The organism is Streptomyces montanus, from assembly GCF_005786655.1.
GTDB classification, from domain to species: Bacteria; Actinomycetota; Actinomycetes; order Streptomycetales; family Streptomycetaceae; genus Streptomyces; species Streptomyces sporangiiformans.
In genome coordinates this window covers 1-18,495 of the sequence record NZ_VBZC01000054.1, presented here as the reverse complement: position 1 = coordinate 18,495, position 18,495 = coordinate 1, and the positions used below count along the sequence as shown (strand labels likewise).

General features: G+C 70.6%; 17 protein-coding genes and 1 pseudogene. 9 read left to right on the top strand and 9 right to left on the bottom strand.

The features are described 5' to 3' along the window. Positions 1-153 precede the first annotated feature (153 nt). The 6 genes from FE633_RS35635 to FE633_RS35615 all read left to right on the top strand — a co-directional run bounded on the left by FE633_RS35635 (position 154) and on the right by FE633_RS35615 (position 5,545). The gene (locus FE633_RS35635) at positions 154-507 is read left to right on the top strand and encodes an effector-associated constant component EACC1 (protein WP_138049309.1); all 354 of its coding nucleotides are present in this window, start codon (positions 154-156) and stop codon (positions 505-507) included. A gap of 10 nt (positions 508-517) precedes the next feature. Next, positions 518-1,645, top strand: a complete 1,128-nt coding sequence (locus FE633_RS35630) for a caspase family protein (RefSeq protein ID WP_138049308.1) — start codon at positions 518-520, stop codon at positions 1,643-1,645. 307 nt (positions 1,646-1,952) lie between these two features. Next, a complete protein-coding gene (locus tag FE633_RS35625; RefSeq protein ID WP_138049345.1) occupies positions 1,953-2,324 on the top strand; it encodes a PadR family transcriptional regulator in 372 nt (123 codons plus the stop codon). Positions 2,325-2,600: 276 nt separating this feature from the next. Continuing rightward, entirely contained in the window at positions 2,601-3,335 is a 735-nt protein-coding gene (locus FE633_RS35620; protein ID WP_246113981.1) for a hypothetical protein, read from the top strand. A gap of 110 nt (positions 3,336-3,445) precedes the next feature. Further along, positions 3,446-3,616 (top strand): hypothetical protein, encoded by a 171-nt coding sequence (locus tag FE633_RS47510; RefSeq protein WP_171060252.1) that lies wholly within the window; start codon positions 3,446-3,448, stop codon positions 3,614-3,616. Between the two features lie 48 nt (positions 3,617-3,664). Then, positions 3,665-5,545 (top strand): HEXXH motif domain-containing protein, encoded by a 1,881-nt coding sequence (locus FE633_RS35615; protein WP_138049307.1) that lies wholly within the window; start codon positions 3,665-3,667, stop codon positions 5,543-5,545. A 1-nt stretch (position 5,546) separates the two neighbouring features. Here the strand turns inward: FE633_RS35615 and FE633_RS35610 are convergent, their stop codons facing one another. The 7 genes and pseudogenes from FE633_RS35610 to FE633_RS35580 form a co-directional block, all read right to left on the bottom strand. Then, on the bottom strand, positions 5,547-5,795 hold the full coding sequence (locus FE633_RS35610) for an effector-associated domain 2-containing protein (RefSeq protein ID WP_138049306.1): 249 nt from the start codon (positions 5,793-5,795) through the stop codon (positions 5,547-5,549). Positions 5,796-5,823: 28 nt separating this feature from the next. Then, positions 5,824-6,933: a phosphorylase family protein gene (locus FE633_RS35605; RefSeq protein ID WP_138049305.1), complete on the bottom strand. Its 1,110-nt coding sequence runs from the start codon at positions 6,931-6,933 to the stop codon at positions 5,824-5,826. 111 nt (positions 6,934-7,044) lie between these two features. Continuing rightward, positions 7,045-7,641, bottom strand: coding sequence for a GTP-binding protein (locus tag FE633_RS35600; protein ID WP_138049304.1), 597 nt, complete (start codon positions 7,639-7,641; stop codon positions 7,045-7,047). Beyond that, positions 7,628-7,984: a DUF742 domain-containing protein gene (locus FE633_RS35595; protein ID WP_138049303.1), complete on the bottom strand. Its 357-nt coding sequence runs from the start codon at positions 7,982-7,984 to the stop codon at positions 7,628-7,630. The genes FE633_RS35600 and FE633_RS35595 overlap by 14 nt, the downstream gene beginning before the upstream one ends. Position 7,985: 1 nt before the next feature. Then, positions 7,986-8,411: a roadblock/LC7 domain-containing protein gene (locus FE633_RS35590; protein ID WP_138049302.1), complete on the bottom strand. Its 426-nt coding sequence runs from the start codon at positions 8,409-8,411 to the stop codon at positions 7,986-7,988. 14 nt (positions 8,412-8,425) lie between these two features. Then, the gene (locus FE633_RS35585; RefSeq protein WP_138049301.1) at positions 8,426-10,999 is read right to left on the bottom strand and encodes a sensor histidine kinase; all 2,574 of its coding nucleotides are present in this window, start codon (positions 10,997-10,999) and stop codon (positions 8,426-8,428) included. 416 nt (positions 11,000-11,415) lie between these two features. Further along, positions 11,416-12,327, bottom strand: a pseudogene (locus tag FE633_RS35580) (NAD(P)-dependent oxidoreductase); the annotation flags it as partial. A 93-nt stretch (positions 12,328-12,420) separates the two neighbouring features. Here FE633_RS35580 and FE633_RS35575 point away from each other — a divergent pair. Together FE633_RS35575 and FE633_RS35570 are read left to right on the top strand one after the other, a co-directional pair. Beyond that, positions 12,421-13,032 (top strand): hypothetical protein, encoded by a 612-nt coding sequence (locus tag FE633_RS35575; RefSeq protein WP_138049299.1) that lies wholly within the window; start codon positions 12,421-12,423, stop codon positions 13,030-13,032. A 59-nt stretch (positions 13,033-13,091) separates the two neighbouring features. Then, positions 13,092-13,976: a PhzF family phenazine biosynthesis isomerase gene (locus FE633_RS35570; RefSeq protein ID WP_138049298.1), complete on the top strand. Its 885-nt coding sequence runs from the start codon at positions 13,092-13,094 to the stop codon at positions 13,974-13,976. Between the two features lie 89 nt (positions 13,977-14,065). Here the strand turns inward: FE633_RS35570 and FE633_RS35565 are convergent, their stop codons facing one another. Both FE633_RS35565 and FE633_RS35560 read right to left on the bottom strand, forming a co-directional pair. Then, on the bottom strand, positions 14,066-16,381 hold the full coding sequence (locus FE633_RS35565) for a glycosyl hydrolase family 95 catalytic domain-containing protein (RefSeq protein WP_138049297.1): 2,316 nt from the start codon (positions 16,379-16,381) through the stop codon (positions 14,066-14,068). Between the two features lie 103 nt (positions 16,382-16,484). Then, complete coding sequence (locus FE633_RS35560; protein WP_138049296.1) at positions 16,485-17,156, bottom strand: polysaccharide lyase family 7 protein; 672 nt, start codon at positions 17,154-17,156, stop codon at positions 16,485-16,487. Between the two features lie 237 nt (positions 17,157-17,393). Here FE633_RS35560 and nagZ point away from each other — a divergent pair. Continuing rightward, on the top strand, positions 17,394-18,495 hold a 1,102-nt coding region (gene nagZ, locus FE633_RS35555; protein ID WP_138049295.1), incomplete at its 3' end, for a beta-N-acetylhexosaminidase.

The following is an 18,495-nucleotide window of genomic DNA, read 5'->3' as shown; positions in this document are numbered from 1 at the left end:
GGGCTGTCCGGAACCATTCCAACCGCACTGAATGACGTCATCACAGGGATATTGCCGACATGCTCTGTTCAAGTGATTACTGCGCAACTATGGTGGCTTGGGGGTCAGTTGACCCATTGGCAGGGTTCTTCGACCACTCACCGGGGGGCAGCGGTGCTCGAGTTCTCCTTCGAATTCGCCGGCACACCCAAGGAGGTCGACGCCGACACGCGCGGCTTGGCTCACTGGCTGGAGTCGGCCGAGGACATCGACGTGGACGCCAAGGCGCGGGTTGCTCCGCCACAGTCGGGGGAGCAGGGTGGGCTGGCGGATCTCCTGCAGGTGGTGGTCGCCGTCGCGCCGCCCCTCATCACCCTCCTGGGGACATGGCTGACCCGGCGCTCGGCAAGCGGACCCGTGGAGTTCACCATCCGTCTGTCGACTGGCGAGTCGGAATCGGTCGTGGTCACCAGCCCGGACCAGGTACCCACCGTCGAGCGCTCCCTTCGCCAGCGTCTGCAGCGATAGGGCACAGTTGATGTACACGCATTGGCCCTCCCGTGTGCCCGACCGCTCGGACAGCCTGGCGGTACTCGTCGGCACGGCCGGCCACATCGCGCCGAGCGAGCTTCCTCCACTTCCGCAGGCCGCGGCCAACGTGGCAGATCTGAAGCAGGTACTCACCGGGCCGACAGGCCTGTTCGACCCCTTGACCGTGCACACGGTCGTGGACCCTCCGACACCGGCGCAGGTGCTCAACATCCTCACTCTGCCCGGGCCGACCAAGCGTGGACTCGTCCTCTTCTACTTCGCCGGACACGGCATCCTCGACACGGAGGACCAACTGTGCCTGGCGCTGCCGGAGTCGATCGACAAGCCCCGCGATGCCGCACGCACCGGCCTTTCCGTCAACTCCCTCTTTGCTGCGCTCAAGCATGTTCGAGCGCAGCGGAAAGTGGTGATCCTGGACTGCTGTTTCGCGGGACGTGCTCTGTACGACAGCGCCGTGGGCGACGTCCATGTGCTCTGTGCCACCGGCAGGCCGTACCGGGCACTGACCAACGCGGACGAGCGGAACACCGGGTTCACCACCGCGCTGCTGCGGTTGCTCACCGAAGGGCTCCCGGACGGTCCCGAATTCCTCGACCTCAGCACTCTCTACCGGCGACTGGCCGTCCTCGTGCCCACCACACCGTGCCCGTCGGACGATGAACCGGAGCGGACGCTGCCTGCCCCGCGGCACAGGACAACAGACATCACCGAGGACGTGGCCTTGGTGCGCAACACCGCGTTCGGTACCTCGCTGAGCAGGACAGGGCTTCGTTCCCGCGCACAATTCGCCCAGCGCGTCGCGGAGTTCGGACGCAGGGACTCGTCGCCACGTTCCGAGTACGTGGCCCATGCGGGCACCCTTTTTGCCGAGATAGCCGCCGACGCGATGTCCGTCTTCCCGAGAGTCGACCCGCAGGTGCTGCGATATCGCCGGGCCCACGCCGCCCTGGCAGGCGAGGCCGGAAATGCCGCCCGGGCAGCGGAGATCCTCAAAGGGATCATCGGAGACCTGGAAGCCGCAGCCCCTGGCGGTGGAGCGGACTGCAAGGCGGATCGCCTCAGCCTCGAGCACTGGTTGAACCGCGTACCCGACCCGAACACGCCGCGTTTTTGAGTACGTGTCCGTGCGGTGCACGGGCGACCGTACGCGCGGCTCACTCTCCAGGCCGAGCCGTCCTCACGGGCGGTCGGCCGCCGTTGGGCCGGTGCGGAGCGCCACCCGGTCGTACGGCGCTGCCTGGCGGGCAGGGCGAACCAGCTGTGCCGCCGGCCTATACAGGCGAAGGATGCGGGAGCGAGCGGTTATGAGCGGTGCGGCACACACACCCGCGTCTGTGCCGCAGGCAAGTTGGGGTTTGTGACTCGGCTACGAGACATATATCGGTAGCCGATATATTCTGGGCCGCATGGCAATGAGGAACATGACCCAGGCGGCGTTCTTCGTCCTGGCCGCCCTCGCCGACCAGCCACGCCACGGGTACGGAATCCTGCGCGAGGTCGAGGAGTTGTCCGACGGCGCTGTGCAACTGCGCGTCGGCACGCTGTACGGAGTGCTCGACCGGCTCACCGCCGACCAGCTGATCGTGCTGGATCGAGAAGAAGTGCAGCAGGGCCGGCTGCGGCGCTACTACCGCCTCACCGACGAGGGACTCCGCGCCCTCACGGCAGAGGCGGAGCGGATGGCGGCCGGAGCCAGCGCGGCGAAGTCGCGGATCGCCGAGGGCCGCCGCGCCCCCGGACCGGCCGTCCCCCCGCCCGCCACCGGCCCCGGGCTCGCGGGAGGCATCGCATGACCACGCGCATGACGAAGACGCTGCTGGAGACGCGCTACCGCACCGTACTGCGCCTGCTCCCCGCCTACTACCGACGGGCGCGGGAGGACGAGATGGTCGACACCTACCTGTGGGACGTCGACCAGGAGACCCAGGAGCTGAGTCGGCCCACGTTCGGCGAAGTGGCGAGCATCGCCGCCCTCGCGCTGCGCAGCCGGCTGGGAGCCGTCGGGCGCGCCCCGCCCCTACGACCGCGTCGGATCTACGGTCCGCCTGTTCGCGCTCTTCGCCGTCCTGTTGCAGGCGGCCTCGGCGGTCGTCGACCGCGTGCTGGCGCTGACCTGGGCGTCGAGTCACGGGCCGACGCAGTGGAACCTCTTCCTCTCGGACTTCACCGGGCACGGCCTGCCCGCCGGAGTCGTCACGGTCACGGAGTGGATCCTGCCTCTGCTGTGGACGGTCGGCTTCTTCGCCCTCCTGCACGACCGCCGACGCCTCGCCCGGGCGTCCGTGCTGATCGCCGCGCTGCCCACGCTCTGGCCGCTGCTCGCGCCGCTGGTGACCACATCGGTTGCGCCGGAGCCCTTGTTCGCCACCGCCTCCGCGCTCCTCGCCTGGCTGGCGGCGCTCGCGCTCTGCGTGGCCCACCATCGCGACGCCCCGCAGGCGTCCCTGCCCTTCGGCTCGCCCGGGATCGTGTTCATGGCGTGCTGCGTGGTGATGGGCGCCTCCGCCGTGCTGCCCATGGCGGCCGACGCGGTCTGGGCGCCGGCCACGTGCTTCGCCCTCGGAGCGCTTGGCTGGCTGCTGTGGCGCGCCCGTCGCACGGACCACGGCACCGCCGGAGGCGGCGTCGCCCTGGCGGTACTCGGCCTGCTGCTCCTCGCGGTGCGTGTCGCCGCGCTGTATCCGTGGCTCGACGTCCCCATGCCCGCCGTGGTCCTCGGCGGTGCCCTCGGCCAGGTGGGCGTCCTGGCGCTGCTGGTCGTGGCGCTGGCCGTCGTGGGCGGCCGCGACCTCGCCACGCGCTGACGCGCGGTGGCCAGTTGTCGTGAGGTTGGGCGGTCGCCGTCTTTCACAACACGTTCGATTGCGTAACCATGAAGGGACGCGCGTGTTGTCGGCAAAGAGGGGGACGGGCCGTGGATCTGTCGGCGCCCGCTGTCGAGACCGAACTCGTGGATCTCTCGGAAGTGCCGCTGGCGGCCATCGATTCCCTTGACTCCGCGGGGCTGGCCGAAGACGCCCGGCGTCTGCTCGAGCTCGTCGACAATCCGCCGACGCTGGGCAATGCCAGGGATGCCGGATGCTGAGATCCGCAGAACACGGATGTCGTGGGCCGGCCCTCGGTGAGGTGAGCGATGTCGTCTGACGGACCCACGCCCCGAGGCGAAGAGACCGGGTCTGATCCCGCGCCGTCCCTCACCGCATGGGCCCGTCACCGACTGGCCGTGGACCACTTCCTGGAACTCGCCCAGGGCAGCGGTGGCGACGCCGCAGTGGCGGTGTTGCGGGCCGCGCAGCTCAGCCGGCGGTTGCTGTTGCTGCGCGCCCTGGTGGAGGCCGTGGACCGTCACGACGCTCCGCCGGGCCCGCTGCCGACGGCGCAGCAGGCCTGGGATCTCCTCGCCCGGGCGGAGCGCGAGGACCGCGACGCGGTGCAGTCCGTCCTGCTCCATCCCTGCGTGGGCAGCTGGCTGGGGCAGACGCTGCGCGATCTGCGCGCCGGATCCGGTGCCGCGGCGCGGCGTCCGGTCTGGGGTGACTCCGGGCAGGTACACGCCGTCGCCGCGGCGGCGGCACTCAAGGCCGGGATACGGTTCCGTGCCCCGGTCCCGCTCCAGGACACCGGTGTGCTGCTGCCGTCGCTCGGCTGTGCCGTGCTCCCCGGTGCACCCTCCGGCGTGGCCGCCGAGGTGTTCCGGGACCGGCGTGGAGCCGGGGTGCGATGTCCCTCGGGCACCGTTCCCTTACCCGACGACCTCGGCCAGGACGCTCCGGGCTGGTGGGCGTTGCGGCGGTTGCGGCCGGCCCGGGGGGACCTGAGGTGCGCTCCACTGCTGGACAGCCTGGACCCGTGGCGGCACTACCTGCGCCGGTCACCCGTCGTCCGGATGAGCGACAGCGAGGCGGCAGCCTGGCAGGACATGTACGAGGCCGCCTGGCACCTCGTCGTCGAACAGAGCAGGGTCGACCCCGCCGGTATCGCGGGCAGCCTGCTCGCGGTCACCCCACTGCCCGACCGCAGCCCTTCCGAACTCTTCAGCGGCAGCGCCCCCGAGGCGTACGGGGGCGTGCTGATGAGCAAGCCGCACCGGCCCGTCGACATGGCCGCGGCACTGGTCCACGAGGCCCAGCACACGAAGCTCAGCGCACTCCTCGACCTCGTCACCCTGCTGCACGGTGGACTCGAGGAGCACCACTACGCACCCTGGCGGGCAGACCCGAGGCCGCTGCGGGGGATCCTGCACGGGGTGTACGCCTTTCTGGGTGTGGCGTCCTTCTGGCAGGCCTTGCGCGAGCGGACGGACATCTCGGACGCCGAACGCGCGGAGGCGGACTTCGAGTTCGCTCTGCGCAGGAGCCAGGTGGAGGAAGGGCTCCGCACCCTGTGGGCCGAGGGGTCGTTCGCCGACCTGGGCGAGCGCTTCCTGCGCGGCGTGGAGAGAACTCTCGCCGCGTTGCTGAAGGAACCGGTACCCGCCGCGGCGGCCCTGGCCGCCGACGAGGCCCGGGACGACCACCGGATGGTCTTCCGCCTCTCCCAACTGCACCCGGACACCGCCGCGATCCGTGCCTGGGCGGACGCCGCCGCCCACCGGACGCAACCACCGCGCCGTTACCCCACCGTGCGCCCGCTGGCCGGTCCGACGGCGCAGGAGGTACGTACCCGGCTGGTCCGGATCCGCTTCGGCGACCCCGAGCGTTTCGCACTCCTGCGCGGCGATCCGCAGGGCGGTGCCGGAGCCTCCGCGTCCGACTACGCCTGGGCCGCGGGCGATCGGGATGCCGCGCTGGCCGGCTACCGGCGCAGGGTCGCCGAGAACCCGGCCGATCCGACGCTCTGGGCCGGACTGGGGCTCAGCCTGCCCGAGGGGCCGGCTCGGGACGCCCTGCTGCACCGTCCCGAGGTGGTCGCCGCCGTCTACCGTGAGCTGGTGCGCCAAGTGGCCCGGCAGACCCCGGAGTCGGTCGCCGCCTGGATCGCGGGGGCGGCCGCTGAGGCCGGGCCGGGCGGCTGAGTCAGCGATACACCTCCACGTCGCAGTCGGCGCGCATCGTGCGCGGGCTTTCCAGGCAGGCCGAGGCGAGTTCGACGAGAAAGTAGTGCGCCACGTCGTACTCCCTGACGGTCGGAGGCGCACCGAGTTCCTTGGCCATGAGCCGCAGGCACAGGGTCCGCGAGGACCGCTCCTGCAAACTGGCGCACTGCGCCAAGGCTCCTGCCAACTCCCGTACGAGTCCGAGACCGCCGCCCCCGATGGCAGTCATTCCCCCATCCCTTCGTCGCCGCGTGCGACTACCGCTCCTCCAGCAGTTGGTGTTCCACGAGGTACAGATGAATGTCTTCCACTGCGGGCGCGCCGGGCCACAGGGAGTCCAGCGCCTCCATGAACCGGGTCCAGCCGTCGTAGGCCTCGCAGGTCCGCAGCAGTGACACCGCCTCCAGGTGCTGGTTCGGCTGCCGGCTCGTCATGACTCCGAGCCCGGGCAGGCTGTCGAGCAGCTGCTGCCAGGAGATGGGACTGGTCAGGCCCGGCACCTTGAGCAACAACCCGGCGAGGGTGCCGAGCTGACGGATGGTCAGTGGAGGGTGAGCCCGCTCTTCCGCTCCCGGCAACGACGCGGACCGGCGGCCGGTGTGCGACCGGCGGCCGGTGTGCGACACGGAGATCAACTCGAAGGCGAACGCCGCCGCATGACGGGCCGCCACCGGCTGCCAGTGGGCGTCGTGCGCCGCGTCCTTGTCGCCGAGCAGATCGGAGATGCCCCGTACGACCAGGGCCTGCACATGAGGGTTGATCCGGGCGGCTGTGAGCAGACCCAGCCCTTCCATCTCGACGGCCAGCGTGTCACTCGCCATGTCGCTCAGCAGGCGGCCGGAGGCCGACCGGGCATGGGCGACCACCTTGGCCCCCGCCGCCACCGCGCCTATGTGCGCGGTGGGAGCCCGCTCGGGAGGAGGCACGATACGGCTCTGCCACCGCTTGTCGGCCGCGATCAGACGAGCCTTCTGCACCAGGGCGAAGGACGACGGCCACGACTTGATCCGTGGCAGGAAGCCGTTCTCCTCGTCACGGCCGGTCTCATAGCCGTAGACCGTGTCGGCCACCACCACGTCACCGAGTGCCGCGTCCTTGCGGCCTCCCGCCACCCCCACGAGAAGTACAACGGCAGGACGCAGCAGGGCGATCGCCCGCTCGCACAGGGCCGCCGCCATCTCGTTTCCGGGTCCGGCCAACTGCACGCCGACCGTCACGCGGCCGTGTTCCCCCGAGAAACGGCCGATCTCATAGGTCGCACCATCAAGGGTTCGTCTGACTCGGCCCGGATCGAGGTGATGAGCGGCGGCCGTGTACTCGGTCTCGATGGCAGTGAGAATGAAGACGTCGATCTTCTCCGCATCCACAGACCGTCCCCCCCTCCACGATCCGGACCTCCATGGTGAGGGATGCGCGCGGCCAGGGGAACCATGCGGACGGGCGGCGCGCGCCCGCGAGCCGGCCCTCCCCTCACATGGTCAGCCCTGTTGGGGCACGTGGGTGGAAGAGGCGATCAACTGGTCGATCAGGGCGATCAGTACGTCCCGGCACGACTCGCGTTCTCGTGCGTCACAGAGCAGCACATGGGTCCCCTCCGGCAGCGCCAGCGCCTCGCGGATCTCCTCGGGCTCGTACGGATGCATCCCATGGAAGCCGTTGACGCCGACGACGAACGGGATGTCACGCCGCTCGAAGAAGTCGATGGCGGCGAAGCTGGACTCCGGTCTGCGGACATCGAGGAGGACCACGGCTCCCAGGGCGCCGAGTGCCAGGTCGTTCCACATGAACCAGAAGCGCTGCTGTCCTGGGGTGCCGAAGAGATACAGGATGAGCTTCGGGCTGATGGTGATCCGGCCGAAGTCCAGGGCCACGGTGGTGGCGTGCTTCTTCTCGATGCCGTCGAGGTCGTCGACCTTCAGGCCGGCCGAGGTCAGTGGTTCCTCGGTGCGCAGCGGGACGATCTCACTGACCGACCCGACCATGGTGGTCTTGCCCACGCCGAATCCTCCGGCGATCAGGATCTTGACCGTGTCGGGTGCTGGCGTCCCTCGGGTGTTGGGGTCAGAGCCGGCCAAGGCCGTCCCTCACTTTCTGCAGCAGGTCCAGGTCCGGGGTGGTTGAGACGGGGTGGGGCGGATGGATGGTGATCCGTTCCGCCTGCAGCAGGTCGCAGAGCATGATGGCGACCACGCTCACCGGGAGGTCGAGATGAGCGGCGACCTCCGCGACGGCGACCGGTCGCGCGCACAGCCGCAGGATCCGGGTGTGCTCGGGCTGCGGCCGGGCGCCCCAGGTGGGTGGTGGGTCCACCGCGGTCACCGTCGTGATGAGGGTGAAGTCCGTGCGGTCCGGCCGGGTCCGGCCGCCGGTCAGGGCGAACGGCCGTACGAGACGGCCGGCCGCGTCGCCTCCGCTCACCTCACTCGCCGTTGGCGGCTGGGACGGTGCCACGTGGTGCCGCGCTGAGGTGCTCGCCGATCTTCTTCACCAGCATGTTCATCTGGTACGCCACCACGCCGACGTCCGCGCCCTGGTTGGTGAGCACCACGAGGTGGGCGCCGGGTCCGGCCGAGGTGAGGATCAGATAGCTGTTGGCCATCTCGATGAGTGCCTGGCGTACGGGGCCGCCGCGGAAGTCCATGCTGACGCCCTTGCTGAGACTCATCAGGCCGGACGCGGTCGCCGCCAGCCGTTCGGCGTCGTCACGCAGGAACCCCAGAGACTTGCTGACGACCAGCCCGTCCTCGGAAAGCACGACGGCGTGGTTCACCTCGGCGACCCGGTCCACCAGGCCGGTGAGCAGCTGGTCGAGCTGGCTGTGTGTGGCGGGGATGGGGCGTGTCATTTCTCTGTCCTTCATCAACTGTCTGCGGGCGGAGTCGAGGATGGGGGTCCCCCCTGGTCGAGCGAAGCCGAGAGCTTGGGGGATGACATGTCTGCGGCGGGGACCTGCGCGTCCAGGACCTCCGGTGCGGTTCCCTCCGGTGCGGTTCCCTCCCCTTCGTCGTCCCGCGTTCGGGCGTCGTCGTCGCGGGCCTGGAGCGTCCCGCGCTGGAAGCCCGAGAGCGAGGAGGCGGCCCGCTCCGCGGTGAAGTCCTCGTAGGCGTCGTCGGCCTGGGCGGGGTCGGAGTCCTCCCGCAGCTCGGCGGCCAGGCTGGTCTGCGGTACCCGGCGCGGCAGCGGAGCGATTCCGTCGCGCCGGGCAGCGCCCGGCGCGGTGCCGGTGCCGTTGGCGGTGGCGGACCGCGATGCGGAGTCGGTCGCGGGGGCTTCGGACGCCCGCGCCCGGGCGGCCGAAGGCTGCGCCTCCGGTGTGCGTTCGTGGATCGGCCTGCCCGGGACGGAGGTGCCCGTGGACCCGTTGGCGGCCACGAGCGGCTCCGGCGCCGGGGAGTCCGCCGAAGAGCCCGCCGGGGAGCCCGCCGGGGATCCCGTGGGGAAGGCCGGGCCGGTGACGGCGGTCTCCGTGTCCGGGCGCCCCTCCGTGGCAGGCTGGTCAAGGTCCTCGCGCACCACGATGTCGTGCGGGATCAGCACGATCCCGGTGGTCCCGCCGTACGGCGAGGAGCGCAGGGTGACGGCGATGCCGTGCCGTGTGGCCAGCCGGGCGACCACGAACATGCCGAGCCGGAGGTCGTCGGCCAGCGCCACCACGTCGAACTGTGGCTCCACCGCCAGCTGGGCGTTGAACGACTCGTAGTCCTCCTCGGACATGCCGAGGCCGCGGTCCTCGATCTCGATGACCAGGCCCTTGGCCACCAGACCGGCCCGCACACTGACCGGGCTGGGGGCGGGGGAGTAGGCGGTCGCGTTGTCGATGAGTTCGGCCAGCAGATGGATGACGTCAGCCACCGCGGGTGGGGCGAGGCACACCTCCTCGTCGGTGTGCACCTCCACCCGCTGGTACTGGGCGACTTCACCGATGGCGCTGCGCAGGATGTCGATCAGCGCGACCGGTTCGGTCCAGCTGCGCCGGGGCTGCTCGCCACTGATGATGACGAGGTTCTCCTCGTAGCGGCGGAGCTGGCTCGCGGTGGAGTCGAGTTCGTACAGGCTCTTGAGGATGTTCGGGTCCTGGTGCTCGCGTTCCAGCGCGTCGAGCTTGCTGAGCTGCAGATTGACCAGGTTCTGGCTCTGCCGGGCGATGCCCAGGATCACCTTCTGGAAGCCGCGTCTGGTGTCGGCGAGCTCCACCGCGGTGTGGACCGCGGTGCGCTGTGCGGTGTTGAACGCCTGGGCCACCTGGCCGAGTTCGTCCCGGCCGTAGTCCAGCTCGGGTGTGGCGGAGGCCATGTCGACCTTCTCGCCCCGGTCGAGCCGTGCCACCACGTCGGGCAGCCGCTCCTCCGCCAGGCCGAGTGTGGCCACCCTCAGCCCGCGCAGCCGCCGGGAGAGGGAGCGGGTGATGCGCCAGGACAGGACGACACACAGCAGCAGCGCGACGAGTCCGCTCGCGCTCAGGGAGGCCGCCTTGATCAGCAGGTCGTCGGCCTTGTCACCGCTGCGGTCGAGCAGGTCCCCGGTCTGCTGCCGGATCAGACTCGAGTACTGGGCCGAGAGGCTGTTCAGCGCGCCGTTCCACCGTTGCCGCGCCTCCGGCAGGTCGATCTTCCGGGCGGCACCGCTGCCCGTCGTGCGGGCCGCCAGTACCTGGTCCTCGACGGTCTCCAGGGTCTTCCAGTCCGGACCCTGGAGGATGCGCTCGGTCCGGGCCTTCGCCGTGCCGCTCAGGGAGGGCACGACCTGGTCCTCGATGAGCCAGCGCCGGGCGTTCACCAGCTCGACGAAACGGGCCCGTGACGCCTCCTTCAGCTGCCCCGACGGCCAGGCCAGGGTGAGCAGCGCGTCCTCCTGGGAGACCAGTTCCGCCGCGTGTTCCAGTCCGACGAGGGGACCGGCCTGCGAGGTGAGGTCCGCGTCGTCGACCTGGGAGAGTTCCTGGAAGGCGTGGATCTGGTCGTCGATGATCGACGTGTACTGGCCCAGTGCCTGCTCGCCGGTGATGTCGGTGGGCTTGTCGACCTGGCTCCGGTAGTACTCCAGGCTCCCCACCCCGGCCATGACCGAGTACAGCCGGTCGCCGATCCGGTCGGGGGCCTCCTTGATCGCCTCCGACCGGCCGACGATTCTCGCGACCTCCGCGTCCGTCTGTCTCCGCTGTTTGTCCAGGGCGGTTCTGGAACCGCCGGGCGAGGCCAGCCACACGGCCGACAGGCTGCGCTCCCTCTGCAGCGCGAGCGTCGCGTCGGTGCCCATGGCCCCGGTCGACCTGCTCAGTTCGGTCTGGGCCCGCAGCCGCAGTCCCTCCGAGAAGATCTGCGCGGTCGTCAAACCCCACATGGCGGCGAGGGTGACGCTCGGGACCAGCGCCAGAAGGATCAGGGAGAGACGTATGGAGCCGAGACGGCGTCGGGGACCTGTCCGTGGAGACATCGTCGTCCTAGAGCAATGAAATGAGCGGTGAGCGGATGGGACAGCGGGGAAAGGGGAAGGGGTTGACGGGGACGGGCGCGGTGGGGGGCCACGCGTCCAGTACGGCAGAGGGGGTGCGCAGGATGCTATCCGTACAAGTGCCCGTACGCACCGTGAGAGACCGAAAACCTTGGTGATGGTCTAGTAAGACAGCGCCCCGATCAGGGGCTCCGTCGGCCGTGCGTCACACTGTCGCGGTCGTATCCTCGCGGTTTGGCCCGTTTTCGCCCTGGCGCGTGCGGACTTGGGCCCCACCACGAACACTTCGCGGTTTCTCCACCGTCTCCACCGTCCGCACGGACCGCACGGCCCGTACGGTCCGCAAGGTCCGCGCTGTCCGCGAGGTCAACCGCCCGGGCCGGCACGTGCCCGCGAACTCAACTTCCCGAGGGCCGTGCTTCGTCGAAGCTGGCGTAGTACGCGGCGGCCATGTCCTCGTCGCCGTGCCCCTGGGCGGCGGCGCGGGTGAGGCGTTCGGCGCCGGCGGCGGCCACGTCCAGGCGGATGCCGTGCTGCTCGCCGGCCCGCACGATCAGGTGGGCGTCCTTGGCGGCGGTGGTCACCGTGAAGTCGGCCGGTGACAGGCGGTCCTCCAGGACGAGCGCGGACTTGGTGCGCAAGTAGCCCATGTCGAGCGGGCCGCCGGCGATGGCGTCGAAGAAGCTCTGCGGATCCACGCCGAGGGCCTGGGACAGGGCCAGGGTCTCCCCGGCCGCGGTGGTGGCCGCGAGGACCCAGCTGTTGGCCACGAGCTTGAGGCGGGTGGCGCTGCCCGCCGCACCGTCCTCGCCGGTCCACACGGTGCGGGCGCCGACGGCCTCGAAGACGGGCGTCACGGCCTGACGGCCCTGGCTCGGCCCCGCCGCCAGGACGAGCAACTGCCCGGCCTCCGCGGGCTGACGGGTGCCGAGAACCGGCGCGTCGTAGAACACCAGGTGGTGCCCGGCGGCGAAGTCGGCCAGTTCGCCGACGGCCTCGATACCGGCGGTGGTCGACTGCACCCAGGCGGTGCCGGGGCGCAGGGCGGGCGCGGCCTGCCGCATGACCTCCAGGGCGGCGGGACCGTCGTACAGCATGGTGAGGACGACATCGGCGTCCTGGACGGCTTCGGTCGGGGTGTCGGCGATGTGCGCGCCGTCGGCGGCCAGCGGCTCGGCCTTGGCCCGGGTGCGGTTGTAGGCCCTGACGGTGTGTCCGGCCCGGACGAGGTTGCGGGCCATCGCGGCCCCCATGATCCCGGTGCCCAGGACGCTCACGGTGAGCTTGTCGGTCATGCGCTGAACCTTCTGTCCTTTGCTGAGTGAGCTGGTTGCTGCTTGCCGCTTGCCTGCCCACGATCCGACTCGTCACGCAACTGGTTCACTGCTCTAGGCTCATCGCTCATGGGGGCAGACATCGACGGCGCGATCGAGGTCCGTTCGGCCGCGGGGTGCTGGGAAGTCGAGGCCGACCTGCCGGCCTTCCGGCTGGGGCGGGACCGCGACGCGTGGGAGTGCCTTTTCGGCTTCGGCGGGACGGGGGATGTGGAGCGTCCGCTCTTCGCCGGCCGCGGACTTCCCGACGACGTCTCCGATCCGGTACGGAAGACCGGCGTCGGCGACTACCAGCACAGCCATACGTACGCCACCTGGGCCGACGTGGCCGCGGTCGACTGGGACGCGCCACTGGCCGACCGGCCTGCCTGGTCCTGGGCCGGCCAGTGGCGGCCGGGGGAGGACGGCGAACTCGTCCTGCGGGACGTCGTGGTGGCAACGCCCGACCTGGGCGACGCGGCGGCCGACACCTTTGGCGGGGATCTTCTCCTCGCACCGTCGGAATGGCCGCCGGGCGGCGAGGTGCGCCTGGACGGCGTGGTGTACCGGCCCGTGGTCCTCACGGCGCGGATGCAGGCCCCTCCGGATGATGAGCGGTGGGCGCCCGTCTGGAAAACGATGGGGGACCTTGCCGCCGAGCACGGGGACGAGAACGTACGCCTGGTCGTCTGGTTCGGCTGAGACCGTGGCCGACGATATGGCAGTGACGATGGGGCCCGCCCCGTGGGAGCGTGGGAACCATGACCATCGAAACCACGGACGTCCTGCGCTACTCCGCCTTCACCCCGGGTGACTTCGCCGAGTCGGGCGTGGTCGGCGGCAATCCCGCCGGCATCGTCCTGGACGCCGCCGCCCTCGACGCCACCCGCATGCTCGCCATCGCCGCCGAAGTGGGGTACTCGGAGACGGCGTTCATCACGGACCGGGACGACGCGAACAGGCGTTTCCGGGTGCGCTACTTCAGCCCACTCGCCGAGGTTCCGTTCTGCGGGCACGCCACCGTCGCGACCGCCGTGGCGCTCGCCGAACGGATCGGTCCCGGCACGTTCGTCTTCGACACCCCGGCCGGGGAGATTCCGGTGTCGACGGCCACCGGCACCGACGGGTCGGCGCGCGCCACGCTCACCAGCGTCCCCGCGAGCTCCCGCCCGGCCACACCGGAGGAGACCGACGCGGCGCTCGCCGCGCTGCGCTGGGCGCCGGGAGACCTGGACCCGCATCTGCCGCCGCACGTGGCCTTCGGCGGGGCGGAACACCTCGTGCTGTCCGCCGCCTCCCGCGCCCGGCTCGCGGACCTCGCGTACGACTTCGACGGCCTCGCGGACCTGATGCGGAAACACGGCTGGACCACGCTCCAGCTGGTGTGGCGCGAGGCGGACGACGTGTTCCACGCCCGTGATCCCTTCCCGGTCGGCGGTGTGGTGGAGGACCCGGCGACCGGAGCGGCCGCCGCCGCGTTCGGCGGGTATCTGCGGACCCTCGGGCTGGTCCGGGAGCCGATGACCCTCACGCTCCGGCAGGGCGAGGACATGGGGCGCCCCAGCGAACTGCGGGTGGACGTCGACCCGACGGATCCGCGGGTACGGGTCACCGGACGGGCGCAGCCCATCGGGGACCCGCGCTGACGGACCAGGAGCTGCCGTAGCCGGAGAAGCTACGGGCCGCTGAGCTCCTGGCCGGGACGCGGGCCCCCGATGACGTACCGCGACCGTCCCTACGGCAGGCCCCAGGGCTCGCCCGGTTCGCCCGGGGCAACCGGGGAGATGACGAGGTCGGGGCGTTCGCCGGCGTACAGCAACACCTCGCGGCCCTTGGGGAGTTCGACGGCGAGGGTGCCGTCGTCCGTGGGGCGGGTGCGGGCGCGGCTTCCGTCGTCGAGGAGTGCGGTCACCGGGCCGCCGGTCAGACCGTGCCGGAGTTCGAGCGGCTCGCCCGCCAGACTCCGTACGCGGACGAAGCGCGTGACGCCTCCGGTGCGGACCGCGCTGACGAGGAAGGCTCCCTGGGCGCGGAAGTCGTGCAGAGTGACATCGGCCCAGGAGTCCGGCACGGCGGGAAAGACCCGCAGTACGCCGCCCCAGCTCTGGCAGAGCATGTCGTGCAGGGACTGCGACGCCGACAGCGGTGTCTCGATGACCGGACCGGCTTCGGTGTAGTGGGTGTTGGCCCGGCACGGGTAGCGCGTGGTGGTGTCGAAGAACTTCTTCAGATACGACAGGGCCGTGTCGCCGCGGCCCATCATCGCGTACAGCGACGCCGCACCCGTGTAGCTGTAGCCGCGGTGGGAACCGGTCAGCGCGTGCCAGTGGACCACCGACTTCTCGATCAGCTCACGGCTCTCCGGCTGCTCCCAGTTCACGAGGTACAGCGGATACACCATCAGCAGGTGCGAGTAGTGGCGATGGGACTGGGCGTACGGGGTGTCCGCGCCGATCATGAACCCGTTGTCGTCCACCGGATACGGCGTGAGCTTGGCGAGTACCTCCTGCCACCGCGGCTTCAGCGGATCGTCCACGCCGAGCCGCTCCGCCGCCTCCAGGAGCGCCGTACAGCCCCAACGGATCAGCGCCAGATCGTAGTTGGTGTCCTTCGGGGGCACGACGGGATACTCCGGGGACAACGTGCTCGGCAGATGCAGCTTGCCGTCGCTGTCCGGCTGAAGGAAGTGCAGGTAGTAGTTGATCGCGCGGCGCAGCAGCGGGAAAACCGTGTCGCGCAGCAGCGCCTCGTCCATGCTGTGGCGGTAGCTCAGCCACACGTTGTGCAGCGCCCAGGTGAGATTGCCCGCCTCGCCGCCGCTGCCCGGGGTGCTGACGCCCCGGTTCGCGAACATGTCGGAGCTGCGGCCGACTCCGGCGCTGTCCGCCCGGTAGGCGGCGGGCACATTCGCGATGAGCTGTTCCTGGTTCTGGCGGAGCGTGGTGGCGAGCGAGTCGAGTTCCAGGTGGTTGGAGCCGTGGATGAGCCAGTACTCCAGCTGGACGTTGAGGTTCCACCAGACGGCCGGCCAGGGGGTGGGCTCCAGCCAGGGCCCCGAGGTGGCCATCACGGGGCCTCCCGCACGGCTGGCCGACGCGACCTTGTACAGCTGGATCCAGTGGAAGCTCTGCAGCCGCTCGTCGGGGATCGAGACGAAGCTCTTGCGGTAGAACGCGTGCCACCAGCGGGTGTGTTGCCTGCGTAGCTCTCCGTACGAAGCGGCGCGCTGGATCTTCCTGAGCGAGGCCTCGCCGGCCCGGGTGTCCGAGGGATGGCTGTGGGCGACGTTGAGCAGGAGTGAGCCGCCGGAGCGGCGGTAGGCCGTGGCGGTCTGGCCGCCGCCGGTGAGCGGCTGCAGCACCTGTTCCACGTCGCCGTTGGTCCGGGTGGTCCAGGGCGGGTTGGCGACGTATCCGGCGGGCGGTGCCTCGCTGATCTTCCGGGGGCTGATGGCTTCCTCGGGGTGGAACGTCCAGCGGACCTCCTCGTCGCCGTCGGCCGTCACACGCGCGGCGAGGATCCCGTCGTGGATGAGGGCGGAGAGGGTCAGGGAGCCCTTGTCGGTGGTGATCGTGCCGGTGAGCTCGGCGTTCCACAGGCTCAGGCGCCAGTCGACCGCGCCGATGGTGCCGACCGGGTCGAGGGTCAGATGCCCCACGGGCAGCCGGCAGGTGCCCCAGCCGCTGCCGAATTCGGGGCGGTGGTCCTGCACTTCGCCGTGCTGGACGGTGAAGCGGATGCTGTTCGCTCCCGGCTCCCGGTACACCATGCTGCCCAGCCGTCCATCGCCGAGGAACGGCCCTTCGTGCCACAGCGTGGGCATTCTGCGCCACACCAGGTCCTGCCGGCGCAGGAACTCGGCCCACGCGCCGTCCGAGTCCATACGGTTGCGGAGCCGCCAGCGGCCGTCGCCTGTATCGGCCGCACCGGAGGGGGCGGCGGCCTGCGGGGTGGCGGCCTGCGAGGGGGTGGCGGCGTGGGCGACTTCGGGCAGTGCGGCCAGCGCCGTGCCGACGGCCGCCGAACCGAGAACTGCTCTCCGTGAGGTCATGCGGGTGCCTCCAAGACGGGTGCCTCCAAGAGGGGTGGCGGTGGCTCAACAGACCGGATGTGAACCGGCGGTTCTCCTGGTCGCGCTCGATCGAGCCGCACGCTCACCGCGTCCAGTACGTGAGGTTGCGGAAGCGGGCCTCGGCTCGGCCGCTGCCGTGGTGGTAGACGCCGTTCTTGAAGTGGCGGGTGGCCGGACCGCGGTCCTGGGTCGTCAGCACCAGCTCGTCGTCGAAGTAGACGTTGACGCTGCGGTCGGAGGCGTTGTGCGCGAGCTTGACGTTGAACCAGGAGTCGTACGCGTTGGTCTTCAGGACCGTGCGGTCGTACGCCCGCACGCTGCCGCCGCTCGCCTTGTACGCGTTGAGCATGAAGTCGGTGGCGGGGGTGCCCTCGGGGTGGATCACCCGGAGGATCTGCACGAAGGTCGCGCCGTCGGTGCCGGACGGGATGTACACGTCGGCGTCCCACATGTGCCGCCCGGACGTGTACTCCTGCTTCCAGCGCATCTCGGTGCGCGGATCGGTGGAACTGCTCTGCGACATGGGCTCGTCGGTGCTGTACACCCACATCCGGTGGACGCCGCCGCTGTTGCTGTACCGGTCGCTCAGGTCGAGGTTCCACGGCTTCTGCATGCCGTACGTGAACGTGGTCTTCTTCCAGCCGTCCGTGGGGGACGCGGGTGCGGCGGAGGACGTCGACGGGCTCATCGCCCAGGCGGCGCCTCCGGCGAGTAAGCCTCCGGCCGCGAGAACCGTCCGTCTTGTTGGGTTCATGTCACAAGCTCCTGTCGGTGGATGTATGAGATTCATCGGAGCTATCGCCTGGGCGCAACGTAGAACTGGTCCAGCAGTGCGTCAATATGGCGGACGTTCAGGTAGAGATCCGATGTGTAAAGCGATTGGCCTGGACCTGCGTCTATAGGGCGTGTTGCGGGTTGACGGACGTCCTCTTTGAATCGGTAATCCATCGAATCATTGACTTTCGGCTGAACGAGCCAGAGGATTCCCGGGGTGACCCACTCCGAGCACGCGCCCGTCGGACCGGCCCTGCCCCGCGACCTGGACGAGGCCGTCCATCGCTGCCTCGTCGCGGGATTCGAGGGCACCACGAGCATCCCCGACACCCTGAAACGGCTCATCGACCGCGGTCTCGGCGGGGTCATCCTGTTCACCCGCAATGTGCGCGACGCGCGGCAGGTGCGGGAACTCACCCGGGAGCTGCGCGCGGTCCGCCCCGATCTGCTGGTGGGCATCGACAACGAGGGTGGCGGCATCGGCCATCTGGTGAACGCGGGCGCGCCCGAGGTTCCCGGTTCCTGGGCGCTCGGAGCCGTGGACGACACCGAGGTCACCGCCCGGTGCGCCGACGCGCTGGCCGGACATCTGGCCTCGCTCGGCATCACCGCCTCGTACGCCCCCGTCGCCGACCTGCAGCACCATCCGCGGAACCCGATCGTGCGCACCCGCTCCTTCGGCGCCGACCCCCATCTGGTCTCCCGCCACGTGCACGCCTGGATCACCGCGACCGAGGCGCGCGGCATCGCCTCCTGCGCCAAGCACTTCCCCGGGCACGGCGGCACGGTCACCGACAGCCACCACGACATGGCGGTCGACCCACGGTCGTACGACGAACTCGATCTGGACCTCGCCCCCTTCCGGGCCGCCGTCGCCGCGGGTGTGCCCATGCTGATGAGCGCCCATGTCGTCTTCCCGGCGCTGGACCCCGACCGCCCCGCCACCCTGAGCCCCCGCATCCTGAGCGGCCTGCTCCGCGACGAACTCGGCTTCGACGGCGTCCTGGTCAGCGACGCACTGGAGATGAAGGCCATCGCCGACCGCTACGGCGAGGCCGCCGGCGCCCGGCTCGCCCTCGCCGCGGGCGCCGACCAGGTCATCGTCGCCGTCCCGGACTTGGAGACCACGGTCGCCTGCCGGGACGCGGTGCTCGACGCGCTGCGCACCGGGGCCCTGCCGGAGGAGCGGGTACGGCAGGCCGCCGCGCGGGTCCTCCGGCTGGCCGAGCGCTACGCGACCCCGGGCGCGGTCGCCGGGTGGGACGCCGAGACCGGGCTGGAGGCCGCTCGCAGGGCGGTCCGCGGCCGGACCGCCCCGG